Source organism: Streptomyces sp. NPDC059524 (assembly GCF_042749255.1).
GTDB classification, from domain to species: domain Bacteria; phylum Actinomycetota; class Actinomycetes; order Streptomycetales; family Streptomycetaceae; genus Streptomyces; species Streptomyces xanthii.
This window is the reverse complement of record NZ_JBHYTK010000045.1, coordinates 35,662-50,470: the sequence shown is the minus strand read 5'-3', so window position 1 is coordinate 50,470 and position 14,809 is coordinate 35,662. Positions and strand designations below refer to the sequence as shown.

The window sequence follows — 14,809 nt, the reverse complement described above, 5'->3', positions numbered from 1 at the left end:
CCCTCTCGGGCTTTCCTCCGGGCGCGTGCCGTCGGTGTTGGGTTTCCGACGCTATCAGACCGTTTAACCGGCCGAGTTTCAAGGGGGGGGTGGGGGGGTGGGGGTTTGGGGGGGTGGGGTGGGGGCGGGGGGGGGGTGGGGCCCCCCCCCCCCCCCCGACACGGGGTCACGCTGTGTTTCACGTGAAACACAGCGTGTTCACTCAGCCTGTGCCTCCGAAGAGGCCCCCTCCGTTGCCGTTGCCGCGTGTGCTCCCGGTGGTGTCCGTGGCACTGCCTGACGGATCCGGAGTGACTCCGCCGTCCGTGGTCCCGCCGTCGGTCGTCCCTCCGTCGGTCGTGCCGCCGTTAGTGGTGCACGTCCAGTCCTTCCACTTGTTGCAGGTCTCCGTGGGCGACGGGGACGTGCTCTCGCTGGACTGGCTCGGGGACGGAGTCGCGGAAGCGGACTCGGACGGCGACGCCGTCATCGACGGGGTCGGCGACGGGCTCGGCTTGCCGACGACCTCACCGATGGGCTCCGGCGTCGGGAAGGACTCGAAGGGCTGGCCCTCCATGGCCTGCGACATGTAGTCGTGCCAGATCTCGGCCGGGAACGAGGCACCGTGGATCTTGTCCTGACCACCGGTGCCGTACATCTCGAGGAACTCGCGCTTCTTGTTCTTCTCGTTGTCGTCCATCCGGTACATCGTGATCGCGGTGGACAGCTGCTTGGTGTAGCCGACGAACCAGGCCGACTTGTTGCCGTCGGTCGTACCCGTCTTGCCGGCCACGTCGCGGCCGGGCAGCCGCGCCGCGGTACCGGTGCCCTTGTCGACCACGGTCTTCAGCACGTCGGTCACGTTGTCGGCGACCGGGTTGTCGAAGGCGCGCTTGGCCTGCGACTTGTGCTGGTAGATCGTCTCGCCCCCGTGGTCGATGGACTTCACCGAGTACGGGTCGTTCTGCTGACCGCTGTTGGCGAACGTCCCGTAGGCGCCGGCCATACGGATCGCACTGGGGTCGGAGGTGCCGAGGGAGAAGGACGGGTAGTTGGAGTCCGCGAAGCTGTCCTCCAGGAGGCCGGCCTTCGTCGCGGTCGCCCTCACCTTGTCGAGGCCGACGTCCATGCCCAGCTGCACATAGGCCGAGTTCACGGACTCGCGCATGGCCTCACGCAGGTCGATCTGGTAGCTGGGCGGGTTGTAGGACTGCTTGCCGTCGTTCTCCTGGTTCCACTCCTCGCCCTTCTCGTTCCGCCAGATCGTGCCGTCGTAGTCCTTGATCTTCAGGCCGTTCTTGCCGCTGAACAGGCTCTTCGGCGAGACGATCGTGCGTGTCGTCTCGTCCTGGTCGTTGCCGGCGTCCGGGTCCTTGACGCCGTACTCGAAGGCCGCCGCCAGGACGAACGGCTTGAAGGTCGAGCCGACCTGGACACCGGTGACGTCGGCGTTGTTGGTGAAGTGCTTGGTCGCGTCCTCACCGCCGTAGATGGCCTCGATGGCCCCGTCCTTGGGGTTCACGGAGGCGCCACCGAACTGGACGTGCGTGTCGACCTTCTTGCCCTGGAACGTGCGCTTCGGGTCGAGGTTCTCCTTGCGGACCTTCTTGACCGCGTTCTCGAGCTCGTTCACCTTCTTGCGGTCGAAGGTGGTGTGGATCTCGTAGCCGCCCTTGCTGAGCTGCTGCTCGGTGATCTCCGTGTTCCTGAGGACACTCGCCTTGGCAAGGTCGACTAGATAACCGATCTGGCCGCTGAGCTGGGCGTTGCTGCGCGGGTTCTGCAGCTTGGGGAATTTGTCGAACTTGGCACGCTCGGCCTGGGTGAGCCGGCCGTCCTTGACCTCTTCGTCGAGGATCCACTTCCAGCGGAGCTCGGCACGAGCGGTGTTCTTTTCCGCGGTGGCGTTGACCGGGTCGATACCGGGCGAGCCGGCCGGGTCGTAGTAGGTCGCGCCCTTGAGCACGGCCGCGAGGAACGCGCACTCGCTCGCGTTGAGATCGGACGCGTCCTTGGCGAAGTAGGTACGGGCGGCCGCCTGGATGCCGTACGCGCCGCGCCCGTAGTACGCGGAGTTCAGGTAGCCGGCCATCACGTCGTCCTTGTCGACCGTTCGGCCGACCTTGATCGAGACGAGCAGCTCCTTGAACTTGCGGGAGACGGTCTGCGACTGGTCGTCCAGCATCGCGTTCTTCACGTACTGCTGGGTGATCGTCGAGCCACCCTGGGTCTCGCCGCCCTTGGCCATGTTGACCACGGCACGGGCGATACCCATCGGGTCGATGCCCTTGTCGGTCTCGAAGGTCTTGTTCTCCGCCGACATCACGGCGAAGCGCATCTCCTCCGGGATGTCCGCGTACTTGATGATCTGCCGGTTGGTCACACCACCGGTCGCGATCATCGGCTTGCCGTTGGACCAGTAGTAGACGTTGTTCTGCTGCTTGGCCGCGATCGCCACGTTCGGGACGCCCACCAGCGCGTACGCGACGCCCGCGACGGCCATGAGGCTGCCGAGGAAGCCCAGGCACAGTCCGGTCACCAGGCGCCAGGAGGGCACCCAGCGGCGCCAGCCGTCCTTGTAGGCACGCGGGTAGTCGATGAACCTCTTCTTCTCCGGGCGGGCCGGCCCACGGCCCCTGCCGCGTCCGGGCCCGTTCGGGCCACCGGGGCCGCCTCCGCCGCGGCGTCCGCCACCACCGGCTCCACCGCGGCCCGCGCCGCCCTCGGGCGCCCTGCGCCTGCCTCCTCCGGCACCGCGCTGGGCGGCACGGCGCGCCTCCGCGCGGCCGCCCCAGGACGCTTCTCCGCCGCCTCCATAGGAATCGGACGGTGACACAGTGTTGTCGCGCGGCGCCGCGCGGCGCCCAGACGATGCTCCGGATGCTCCGCGACGGGCCGCGGCGCGCCCGCCGCCCTGCGGCTGCGGGGGCTTGCGACGGTGCTCGCTCATCGAACGACTACTCCTAGGGCAGGCGCGGCTGTCGCGCCTGGACGGCGGCTGGTTTCCGGTCCCCCCGAACTACGGACGAGCCCGTTCCGGCACTCACCCGTACTCCACCGGGGACGACGACGCCCCCAGGCATCACTTGGTTCCCGGTGGTCTGCATGGCGGACAGACTACGCACCGTCAAAACCCACCGAGAGGCGAAGTTCACCCCAAATCAGGCAAGTTGCTTCCTACGAATCGGTGATGTGACGCCGTTCACCGTGATCCCTCTTGTCCCAACCGTGACCTCGTTCTATCGTCGGGATGTATCGAGCCGATACATCAGCTCGACATAAAGAGTCGATACACAGGCCCGCGGCAGTGAGGAGGCGACATGAGCCGGCGTTCCGGGATCCTCGAGTTCGCCGTCCTCGGACTGCTCCGCGAGTCCCCGATGCACGGCTATGAGCTGCGCAAACGACTCAACACGTCGCTGGGGGTCTTCCGAGCCTTCAGTTACGGGACCCTCTACCCCTGCCTCAAGACGCTGGTCGCCAACGGCTGGTTGATCGAGGAGACGGGTGCCGGTCCCCAAGACGCTCCCGCGACCCCGCTCGCAGGACGTCGCGCCAAAATCGTCTACCGGTTGACGGCGGAAGGTAAGGAGCACTTCGAGGAGCTGCTCTCGCAGACCGGCCCCGATGCGTACGAGGACGAGCACTTCGCCGCGCGATTCGCCTTCTTCGGGCAGACGTCGCGCGACGTGCGGATGCGCGTCCTCGAGGGCCGTCGCAGCCGGCTGGAGGAGCGTCTCGAGAAGATGCGCCTCTCCTTCGCCCGCACCCGGGAGCGCCTGGACGACTACACGCTCGAGCTGCAGCGCCACGGCATGGAGTCCGTGGAGCGCGAAGTGCGCTGGCTGAACGAGCTCATCGAGAGCGAGCGCGCGGGTCGCGACCAGCAACGGTCGGGTCCGGGGGACGCAGCTCAGCAGGACACATCTGGAGAGACGGGCGGCCTGCCCCGGCATCGGGACAGCACCCGGCCGGATCCGTCCGACGACACCGCCATGTGAAGTCCGCTCAGGACTTCACCAGTACACACAGGGAGCAACCGGAATGGGTTCGGTTCGCGTAGCCATCGTCGGCGTAGGCAACTGCGCCGCCTCGCTGGTGCAGGGCGTCGAGTTCTACAAGGACGCTGACCCGGAGACCAAGGTCCCCGGCCTCATGCACGTCCAGTTCGGCGACTACCACGTCGGTGACGTCGAGTTCGTCGCCGCGTTCGACGTCGACGCGAAGAAGGTCGGCCTCGACCTGGCCGACGCCATCGGCGCCTCCGAGAACAACACCATCAAGATCTGCGACGTCCCGAACACGGGCGTCCAGGTCCAGCGTGGTCACACGCTCGACGGCCTCGGCAAGTACTACCGGGAGACGATCGAGGAGTCCGCCGAGGCTCCGGTCGACGTCGTCCAGATCCTCAAGGACAAGCAGGTCGACGTTCTGGTCTGCTACCTGCCCGTCGGTTCCGAGGACGCCGCGAAGTTCTACGCGCAGTGCGCCATCGACGCCAAGGTCGCGTTCGTCAACGCCCTCCCGGTCTTCATCGCCGGCACCAAGGAGTGGGCGGACAAGTTCACCGAGGCCGGTGTCCCGATCGTCGGCGACGACATCAAGTCGCAGGTCGGCGCCACCATCACGCACCGCGTGATGGCGAAGCTGTTCGAGGACCGCGGTGTCCGTCTCGAGCGCACCATGCAGCTCAACGTCGGCGGCAACATGGACTTCAAGAACATGCTCGAGCGTGACCGCCTCGAGTCGAAGAAGATCTCGAAGACCCAGGCCGTCACCTCGCAGATCCGCGACCGCGAGCTGGGCGAGAAGAACGTCCACATCGGCCCGTCCGACTACGTCGCGTGGCTCGACGACCGCAAGTGGGCGTACGTCCGCCTCGAGGGCCGTGCCTTCGGTGAGGTCCCGCTGAACCTGGAGTACAAGCTCGAGGTCTGGGACTCCCCGAACTCGGCGGGTGTCATCATCGACGCCCTGCGCGCCGCGAAGATCGCCAAGGACCGCGGCATCGGCGGCCCGATCCTCTCCGCGTCCTCGTACTTCATGAAGTCCCCGCCGGTTCAGTACTTCGACGACGAGGCCTACGAGAACGTCGAGAAGTTCATCAAGGGCGAGGTCGAGCGCTGACCTTCCCCAGGCGGGTGTTTCACGTGAAACATGAAGCGTGCCGAGCACCCGCGGCCTGAGGGCTGTGCAGGCCCCCGGAATCGCACACGTCGTGCCTCCGGGGGCCTGCCTCTTATGTGAGGCTGTGCCCCATGGCTGTCGTCCGTGACCTGCGCCTCCTGCTGCGCCTGCGCGACTTCCGGCGCCTGCTCACGCTGCGGCTGCTCTCCCAGGGGGCCGACGGCGTGTACCAGGTCGCGCTCGCCACGTACGTCGTCTTCTCTCCGGAGAAACAGACCTCGCCCGCCGCGATCGCCTCGGCGATGGCCGTCCTGCTCCTCCCGTACTCCTTCGTGGGACCGTTCGCAGGAGTCCTCCTGGACCGCTGGCGCCGCCGCCAGGTCTTCCTCTACGGCAACCTCCTGCGCGTGCTGCTCGCCTCGGCGACGGCCGTCCTGATGCTGGTCCACTCCCCGGACTGGCTCTTCTACGCCTCCGCTCTGTGCGTGACGGCGGTCAACCGCTTCGTGCTCGCCGGGCTCTCGGCCACACTGCCGCGCGTGGTCGACGAGGACCGGCTCGTCGTCGCGAACTCACTCTCCCCGACCGCCGGCACCCTCGCCGCGACGCTGGGCGGCGGTCTGGCCTTCGGTGTCCGTCTGATCGCCTCGGACTCCGACGCGGCCGTCGTCCTGCTCGGCGCCTTCCTCTATCTCTGCGCGGCGCTCGCGTCCCTGTCCATGGACGCCGAACTGCTCGGCCCCGATCCCGAACTCGTCCAGCCCCGGCTCCGTGCCGCCCTGGCCGGGGCCGCGCGGGATCTGCTCTCCGGCGTGCGGCACCTCACCTCCCGGCCGGCCGCGACGCGCTCGCTGGCCGCGATGACCGTCATGCGGTTCTGTTACGGCGCCCTGCTCGTCATGGTGCTGATGCTGTGCCGGTACGCCTGGTCGTCCACGGAGTCCGAGGGACTGGCCCTGCTCGGACTCGCCGTGGGGGTGTCGGGGGCCGGCTTCTTCGTCGCGGCCGTCGTCACCCCGGCGGCTGCCGGACGCTTCGGGCCCAGCGGCTGGATCACGATCTGCGCGGGCGTCGCCGCCGTCCTGGAGCTCGCCCTCGGCCTCGCCTTCGAACCGCCCCCGATACTGGTGGCCGCCTTCGTCCTCGGACTCACCACCCAGGGCGCGAAGATCGCGACGGACACCCTCGTCCAGTCCTCGGTGGACGACGGGTTCCGGGGCCGGATCTTCTCCGTCTACGACGTGCTGTTCAACGTCTCGTTCGTCGGGGCCGCCGGAGTCGCGGCGCTGATGCTCCCGCCCGACGGCCGCTCCGTCCCGCTCGTGGTTCTCGTCGCGGCGTTGTACGGAGCCGTCTGCGTGGTCATGGCCCGCTTCGGCCGGGAGTCCGAGGACGTTGTTTCACGTGAAACATCGCCGCGCGAACACGACTCCTGAGTGGGCCCGCCCGCGAAGGGGCCGCCGCCCGTACATGCCACGGGGCGTTGTTTCACGTGAAACAACGCCCCGCCTGCCGGTGTCCGCTCAGTTCTGTGTCCGCTCAGTCCTGTGGGCGCTCGGCCCACCACTCCTTGAGAGCCTCGACGGCCGCGTCGTACTCCATCGGACCGTTCTCCAGCCGCAGCTCCAGCAGGAACTTGTACGCCTGACCGATCACCGGGCCGGGACGGACGTCCAGGATCTCCATGATCTGGTTGCCGTCCAGGTCCGGGCGGATGGAGTCGAGCTCCTCCTGCTCCTGGAGCCGGGAGATGCGCTCCTCGAGACCGTCGTACGCCCGCGAGAGCGCGTTCGCCTTGCGCTTGTTGCGCGTCGTGCAGTCGGAGCGGGTGAGCTGGTGCAGACGCGTCAGCAGCGGGCCCGCGTCGCGCACGTAACGGCGCACGGCCGAGTCGGTCCACTCGCCCGTGCCGTACCCGTGGAAGCGCAGGTGCAGCTCGACGAGGCGCGAGACGTCCTTCACCAGTTCGTTGGAGTACTTGAGCGCGGTCATGCGCTTCTTCGTCATCTTGGCGCCGACCACCTCGTGGTGGTGGAAGGAGACCCGGCCGTCCTTCTCGAAGCGGCGAGTGCGCGGCTTGCCGATGTCGTGCAGCAGGGCGGCGAGGCGCAGCGTCAGGTCCGGGCCGTCCGTCTCCAGCGCCATGGCCTGCTCGAGCACGATCAGCGTGTGGTCGTAGACGTCCTTGTGCCGGTGGTGCTCGTCCCGCTCCAGGCGCAGGGCCGGCAGCTCGGGCAGGACACGGTCGGCCAGGCCGGTGTCGACGAGCAGGGTGAGGCCCTTGCGGGGGTGCGCGGAGAGGATGAGCTTGTTCAGCTCGTCCCGGACGCGCTCTGCGGAGACGATCTCGATGCGGTCGGCCATCTCCGTCATCGCCGTGACGACGTCGGGGGCCACCTCGAAGTCGAGCTGCGCGGCGAAGCGTGCGGCGCGCATCATCCGCAGCGGGTCGTCGGAGAAGGACTCCTCGGGGGTGCCGGGCGTGCGCAGGATCCGCGCGGCCAGGTCCTCGAGGCCGCCGTGCGGGTCGACGAAGGTCTTCTCGGGCAGCGCGACGGCCATCGCGTTCACGGTGAAGTCGCGGCGGACGAGGTCCTGCTCGATGGAGTCGCCGTAGGACACCTCGGGCTTGCGCGAGGTGCGGTCGTAGGCCTCGGACCGGTAGGTCGTGACCTCGATCTGGAAGCTCTGGTCGACGCCGTCGACCCGCGCGTCCTTCTGGCAGCCGACGGTCCCGAAGGCGATGCCGACCTCCCACACCGCGTCGGCCCAGGGACGGACGATCTTGAGGACGTCCTCGGGGCGGGCGTCGGTGGTGAAGTCCAGGTCGTTGCCGAGCCGGCCGAGCAGCGCGTCGCGTACCGAGCCGCCGACCAGGGCGAGAGAGAACCCGGCCTCCTGGAATCGGCGGGCGAGCTCGTCGGCGACGGGCGAAACCCGCAGCAGCTCGCTGACGGCGCGGTGCTGCACCTCGCTCAGGGCACTGGCGTTGTCTTCATTGGCGTTCGGCACAACAGGACAGGGTACGTGCCCCCGGCACCCCCGGCCGAACCGTTTGCCGGGGCCGTGGCACGACCGGCCCCCGCGCGCCCCTACCCTGTCTCCACGATCTTGTGAGGCGGACCCAGGCACTGAGCCACAGCGCGCCTCGTTACCATGCGTGGACACATCTGCGACCACTGACGACGACGAGGGACGGACGAGCGCGTGGCCGAGGCGGCAGACTTCCCAGGGATGAATCCCTCTCCTGCCCGCCGACTGCTGCGGCGCACCGGAGCGGCACTGGCCGCCGCGCCGCTGCTCGCGGCGCTGCCCCTGCTGCCCGGTGCCCCCGCGGCCCAGGCGGCATCCCCCGCGGCCGCGACCGCCGCCGCCACGGGGACGAACACCGTCGATGTCGCCGTGACCTCCCTCTCGCCCACCGCGCCCGACGACAGCGGCACGGTCACCGTCCGCGGCCGGGTCACGAACAAGGGCAAGCAGGCCGTGACGGACGCCCACGTGGGGCTCCGGGTCGGCACGTCCTACGGGGGACGCTCGGCGATCGACGGGGCCGCGAAGCGCGCCACGGGCGGTGTCCCGGACGGCACGGAGGTCGCGAGCAAGTACGCGCAGAAGTTCTCGCGCCTCGACCCCGGGGTCCCTCAGGACTTCACTCTCTCGGTACCCGTCAAGCAGCTGCACCTGGGTGCCGACGGCGTCTACCAGATCAGCGTCGCCCTCATGGGGCAGACGGCCGCGCAGCGCTTCCAGCAGACGCTCGGCATCCAGCGGACGTTCCTGCCCTGGCAGCCCGGCGGCGCGGACACCCGGACCCGGACGACGGTCCTGTGGCCGCTCATCTCCGACACGCACCTCACGGCCGAGACGGGCACGAACGAGGAGCAGACGCCGGTCTTCGACGACGACAGCCTGGCCAAGGAGATCGGCCCCGGCGGACGGCTCCAGCAGATGCTGGCGCTGGGCAGCGAGCTCGACGTCACCTGGGTGATCGACCCCGATCTGCTGGCGTCGGTCGACGCGATGACCGAGTCGTACAAGATCAAGGGCGCGGACGGGAAGCTCACGTCGGGCAAGGACCAGGCCGTCGCCAAGGAGTGGCTGGGACAGCTGGAGACGGCGGTGCGCGACCAGAAGGTCGTGACGCTGCCCTTCGCCGATCCCGACCTGGCCTCGCTGGCGCACTCGGGCACGAAGGTCGGCGGCTCGCTCGGTCACCTCAAGGCGGCCACGGACGCCGCCGTGGCGACCGTGGACACGGTCCTGCACGTGCGGCCGGACACGTCCTACGCCTGGCCCGCCGAGGGCGCCCTCGACCCGGACGTCGTGAAGGTCGCCACGTCGGCCGGAGCCGACAAGATCATCGCGCGCAGCGACACCTTCCGTGAGGCCGGCGCCCTGCAGTACACGCCGTCCGCCGCGCGCCCCATCGGCGGCGGTGCCACGGCCGTCGTCAGCGACGCACGCCTCTCCACAGCCTTCCAGGGCGACATGACGAGCGCGGAGGGCACGACGCTCGCCGTCCAGGAGTTCCTGGCCCAGAGCCTGATGCTCAACATGCAGACCGACAAGCAGCGCAGCGTCGTGATCGCCCCGCAGCGCATGCCGTCGGCCAGTCAGGCCCAGGCGATGGCCCGGGCGGTGCGGGACCTCCAGGACAGCGGCTGGTCCGAGTCCCAGTCCCTGACCGCGGCGGCCAAGGCCAAGCCCGATCCGGGCGCGACGACCCGCGTCCCCTCGACCCGGTCCTACCCGTCGGCGCTGCGCCGCCAGGAGCTCTCCCGGCCGGCCTTCGAGCAGATCGCCGCCACCCAGCGTGATCTGGAGAACTTCAAGGTCGTCCTGACCGACGAGTCCCGTGTCGTGACGCCGTTCGGCCGGGCGATGGACCGTGAGATGTCCACGTCCTGGCGCGGCCGCGCCAAGGACTCCCGGGCCTTCCGGGACGGCGTCTCGACGTATCTGTCGGGGCTGACCGGCCAGGTCAAGCTGATCGAGAAGTCCACGGTCCGGCTCTCCGGCCGCAGCGCGACCATCCCGGTGTCGGTCCAGAACAACCTGTGGCAGGACGTCGACCACCTCGTCCTGCGCCTGCGTTCCGACAACGGCACCCGCCTGAAGATCGGCGACCACGACTTCGAGGACAAGGTGGTGACGATCGCGAGCGGCCACAGCCAGTCCGTGAAGTTCACCACGACGGCCAAGGCGACCGGTCCGATCACCGTCCACGCGCAGCTCTACACCGAGGACGGCCAGCCGTACGGCGGGGAGCTCGACTTCAAGGTCGACGTCACGGAGATCACCCCGACCGTGATGCTCGTGATCGCGGGCGGTGTGTTGCTGCTGGTCCTGGCCGGTTTCCGGATGTACATCCAGCGCAAGCGCGCCGCCGCGGACCGCGACGGTGAGGACGCCCCGCAGGACGAGGCGCAGGAGGATGCCGACGGCGCGCCCGAGGAGGCGCCGGCGTCCGCCACCCAGGCACAGGTTCCGCAGCAGGCGAGTGACCCGACCGCTGACACCGCTTCGGAAAGCACGGCCCCGTCGGGCCCGGGTGAGAGAGTGGACCGTTGAGCGATGTCGTGGCCGGTGGGCCGGGGACGATGAGGTGGGGTATCCATGAACGCGCCGTACAACGGTGACCGTGGCCAGGGCTCGGGCGGCTCTGCCTCGGGCGATGGCCACCCGCGCACCGGGGCCCACGGGGCCGGCGGCCAGGTGCCGCCGCCCCAGCCCGCTCCCGACGCGTATCCGCAGGACGCCTATCTGCAGGACGCCTACGACCAGGACCCGTACCGCGCGAACGACCTCGCGGCCCAGGACCCGGTGACCGAGGCGCTGTACGACCGCGCCGCGCACCCGCCGCCGCCCCCGGGCACGTACCAGTCGCAGCCGCTGTACGACCCGCCGCCCGCGAACCAGTACCAGCCCGACCCCCGGGTGTGGGCCCAGACGCCCGCTCCGGAGCCGGAGGGCCCCACCCAGTACCTGCCGTACGGCGACGACGCGCGCACGACGCAGTTCGTCGGCGTCGACGACCTCGTGACGCAGGCCGGCGAGGAGCGCGAGGAGCCGGACGCCTTCGCGCACCTGTTCCGCGACCAGCAGCCGGGCTACAGCGGAGGGCGCGCCGCCGCCGGGCCTCCGGTCGACGACCAGACCCAGTACCTCGGCAAGGCGACGGTGCCCGCGCCCACGCCGGCGGCCGCACCGGCCGCCGCGCCGAAGAAGGCGGGCCGAGCCGCGAGCCTCATGAAGTCGAGCGCGGTGATGGCGGCGGGCACGCTCGTCTCCCGCCTCACCGGTTTCGTCCGCACCGTGATCATCACCGCGGCGCTCGGCGCCGGTCTGCTCGGTGACACCTGGACCGTCGCGTACACGCTGCCGACGATGATCTACATCCTGACCGTCGGCGGCGGTCTGAACTCGGTGTTCGTGCCGCAGCTCGTCCGCTCCATGAAGGAGGACGAGGACGGCGGCGAGGCCTACGCCAACCGCCTGCTGACGCTCGTCATGGTCGCGCTGGCCGCGATCACCGCGATCGTCGTCTTCGCCGCGCCGCTGCTCATCAGGCTGATGTCGACCTCGGTCGCCGACGACCCGGCGGCCAACAACGTCGGCGTCACCTTCGCCCGCTACTGCCTGCCCACGATCTTCTTCATGGGCGTGCACGTGGTCATGGGTCAGATCCTGAACGCCCGTGGCAAGTTCGGCGCGATGATGTGGACCCCGGTCCTCAACAACATCGTCATGATCACCACGTTCGGCCTGTTCCTGTGGGTCTACGGGACCGCGGCCGACTCGCACATGACGGTGCACAACATCCCGCCGGAGGGCGTCCGCCTCCTCGGCATCGGCACGCTGCTCGGCCTGGTCGTCCAGGCCCTCGCGATGATCCCGTACCTGCGCGAGACCGGCTTCCGCTTCCGGCTGCGCTTCGACTGGAAGGGCCACGGCCTCGGCAAGGCGGTCCGGCTCGCCAAGTGGACCGTCCTGTTCGTCCTCGCCAACCAGGCGGGCGTCCTGGTCGTCACCCAGCTCGCGACCGCGGCCGGCAAGGCCTCGGACGTCAAGGGCACCGGCATCCTGGGCTACTCCAACGCCCAGCTGATCTGGGGCATGCCGCAGGCGATCATCACCGTCTCGGTCATGGCCGCGCTGCTGCCGCGCATCTCGCGCTCGGCCCACGACGGCGACCCGGGCGCGGTCCGCGACGACATCTCCTCGGGTCTGCGCACCTCCGCGGTGGCGATCGTCCCCGTGGCCTTCATGTTCGTGGCACTCGGCATTCCGATGTGCACCCTGCTCTTCGGCTCCAGCGGCACCGAGGCCGCCCAGTCGATGGGGTACATCCTCATGGCGTTCGGCCTGGGCCTCATCCCGTACTCCGTGCAGTACGTGGTGCTCCGCGGCTTCTACGCCTACGAGGACACCCGGACGCCCTTCTACAACACGGTCATCGTGGCGGCGGTCAACGCGGCGGCCTCGGCCGTCTGTTACCTGATCCTGCCCGCGCGGTGGGCCGTCGTCGGCATGGCCTTCTCGTACGGTCTCGCGTACGCGATCGGCGTCGGCATCGCCTGGCGGCGCCTGCGCAACAGGCTCGGCGGCGACCTCGACGGCCGTCAGGTCGTGCGGACGTACGCACGGCTCTGCCTCGCATCCGTGCCGGCCGCGGTCATCGGCGGCGGAATCGGGTACGCGCTCACCGAGATGCTCGGCCACGGCGCGTTCGGTTCCATCGCGGCGTTGGTCGTCGGTGGCGCGGCGCTGCTCGCCGTGTTCTACGTGGCGGCCCGCAAGATGCGCATCGAGGAGCTGAATTCGATGGTCGGGATGGTCCGCGGTCGCCTCGGTCGCTAGTCGGCCGGATGCGCCTACAACCTTCGACGAGCACCGCGTGTCGTGCATAGCGTCGGACTGTGGGCACAATTGGCTTTGGCGTCGGAGTGAGTGCAACGGATGGGGAGGCAGGAACGACGGTGGCGGAACGGAGCACGGCTGCCGTCGACGTGGCCGACAACGGCGGCGACGAGCCGCTGACCGCCGAGACGGACAAGGCGGAGCGGGCCACGGCCGACGGGGTGGCCAAGACCGAAGAGCAGGACACACCGGCGCAGGAGGAGGCCGCGGACACCGCGGAGACGGGCACGCACCTGAGCCCCGCCACGTCCTCGCCACCCGAGTTGCACAGCGGCCACAAGCTCGCCAGGCGCTACCGGCTCGAAGAATGTGTCACCCGTCTGGACGGTTTCAGCAGTTGGCGTGCGGTCGACGAGAAACTGCGCCGCGCCGTCGGCGTGCACCTGCTGCCCGCCGACCATCCGCGGGCCCGCTCGGTGCTCGCGGCGGCCCGGTCGTCGGCCCTCCTCGGTGACCCTCGCTTCGTCCAGGTCCTGGACGCGGTCGAGGAGAACGAGCTCGTCTACGTCGTCCACGAGTGGCTGCCCGACGCCACGGAGTTGACCGCGCTGCTGGCCGCGAGCTCCCTGGAGGCGCACGACGCCTACCAGATGGTCAGTCAGGTCTCGTTCGCCATGGCGGCGGCGCACCGCGAGGGCCTCGCCCATCTGCGCCTGACGCCGAGCGCCGTGCTGCGCACCTCCACCGGCCAGTGGCGCATCCGCGGCCTCGCCGTGAACGCGGCGCTGCGCGGCATCTCCTCCGACACCCCGCAGCGCACCGACACCGAGGCGATCGGCGCGCTCCTCTACGCCTCCCTGACCCAGCGCTGGCCGTACGAGAACGACGCGTACGGCCTGTCGGGGCTGCCCAAGGGTGTCGGACTCATCGCGCCCGACCAGGTGCGGGCCGGCGTCCACCGCGGCCTCGCCGAGCTCGCCATGCGCGCGCTCGCCAACGACGGGGCGACGGCGTCCCGTCAGGAGCCTCCGTGCACCACGCCCGAGGACCTGGTGAAGGCGATCGGCGAGATGCCGAAGATCCGCCCGCCGGAGCCCGCGTTCACGGCGCCGCCCGAGTACCAGCGGACCACGTACCAGCAGGGCAACTACGGCCGCACGAGTGTCGCCACCCAGCCCGTGCCGGCGCCTCCGCCCCCGCTGCACAGCCGCACCGGCAAGGCCCTCAAGTGGGCCGTCTCGGCGCTGCTCATCGCCGCGCTGGGCCTGGGCAGCTGGCAGTTGGCGGACGCGCTCATGGACCGCGGCAAGAGCGACGGCACGGACACGACGCACACCACGGACGGCGGCGAGAAGGGCGAGAAGAAGCCCGCCGCGCCGCTCGCGATCTCGGGTGCCCAGGAGTACGTGGCCGAGGGCAGCGCCCAGGCCGCGGGCGAGGTCGGCAAGACCTACGACGGGGACCGCTCGACGTTCTGGCGCACGAAGTCCTTCCTCGACGGTCCGAAGATGGTCATAAAGCCGGGCGTCGGCATCGTGTACGACCTCGGCTCCGCCAAGGACGTCTCGGCCGCGACGATCGGCCTGCGCTACAGCGGTGACCACACGACCGTGTCGCTGTACGCTTCCGACTCCCTGAACCCGGGAGCGGTCAGCGGGCTGAAGCGGATCGGCTCTCAGACGCAGACGGCGAAGGACTCCGCGGAGATCAAGGCCGACAAGCCGGTCAAGACCCGCTACGTGCTCGTCTGGCTGACCGCACTGCCGCACGCCGGCCAGGACGGCTACAGCGGCGCCGGGTACAAGCAGGGCATCACGGAAGTGAAGTTCACCGGCTGACG

Annotated in this window: 8 protein-coding genes; 6 read left to right on the top strand and 2 right to left on the bottom strand. The window is 69.6% G+C overall.

Going from position 1 to position 14,809, the window contains the following annotated elements; genetic code table 11:
* Positions 1-202: 202 nt before the first annotated feature.
* Positions 203-2,929, bottom strand: coding sequence for a transglycosylase domain-containing protein (locus ACFW9D_RS15570; RefSeq protein WP_384622157.1), 2,727 nt, complete (start codon positions 2,927-2,929; stop codon positions 203-205).
* 370 nt (positions 2,930-3,299) lie between these two features.
* Here ACFW9D_RS15570 and ACFW9D_RS15565 point away from each other — a divergent pair, with 370 nt between their 5' ends.
* The 3 genes from ACFW9D_RS15565 (at position 3,300) to ACFW9D_RS15555 (ending at position 6,542) form a co-directional block, all read left to right on the top strand.
* Positions 3,300-3,980 (top strand): PadR family transcriptional regulator, encoded by a 681-nt coding sequence (locus ACFW9D_RS15565; protein ID WP_188337950.1) that lies wholly within the window; start codon positions 3,300-3,302, stop codon positions 3,978-3,980.
* Between the two features lie 43 nt (positions 3,981-4,023).
* Positions 4,024-5,106 carry an inositol-3-phosphate synthase gene (locus ACFW9D_RS15560; protein ID WP_188337951.1) on the top strand — a complete coding sequence of 361 codons (1,083 nt, stop codon included), beginning with the start codon at positions 4,024-4,026 and terminating at the stop codon, positions 5,104-5,106.
* Positions 5,107-5,237: 131 nt separating this feature from the next.
* Positions 5,238-6,542: an MFS transporter gene (locus tag ACFW9D_RS15555; protein ID WP_384622153.1), complete on the top strand. Its 1,305-nt coding sequence runs from the start codon at positions 5,238-5,240 to the stop codon at positions 6,540-6,542.
* A 103-nt stretch (positions 6,543-6,645) separates the two neighbouring features.
* On the opposite strand, the gene ACFW9D_RS15550 is transcribed toward ACFW9D_RS15555, so the two are convergent.
* Entirely contained in the window at positions 6,646-8,118 is a 1,473-nt protein-coding gene (locus ACFW9D_RS15550; RefSeq protein ID WP_384622150.1) for a CCA tRNA nucleotidyltransferase, read from the bottom strand.
* Positions 8,119-8,340: 222 nt separating this feature from the next.
* Between ACFW9D_RS15550 and ACFW9D_RS15545 the strand changes: the two genes are divergently transcribed.
* The 3 genes from ACFW9D_RS15545 (at position 8,341) to ACFW9D_RS15535 (ending at position 14,807) form a co-directional block, all read left to right on the top strand.
* Entirely contained in the window at positions 8,341-10,680 is a 2,340-nt protein-coding gene (locus ACFW9D_RS15545) for a DUF6049 family protein (protein WP_384622147.1), read from the top strand.
* A gap of 45 nt (positions 10,681-10,725) precedes the next feature.
* Positions 10,726-12,969: a murein biosynthesis integral membrane protein MurJ gene (murJ, locus tag ACFW9D_RS15540; RefSeq protein WP_188337955.1), complete on the top strand. Its 2,244-nt coding sequence runs from the start codon at positions 10,726-10,728 to the stop codon at positions 12,967-12,969.
* Between the two features lie 119 nt (positions 12,970-13,088).
* Positions 13,089-14,807 carry a protein kinase family protein gene (locus ACFW9D_RS15535; RefSeq protein ID WP_384622144.1) on the top strand — a complete coding sequence of 573 codons (1,719 nt, stop codon included), beginning with the start codon at positions 13,089-13,091 and terminating at the stop codon, positions 14,805-14,807.
* Positions 14,808-14,809: the final 2 nt, after the last annotated feature.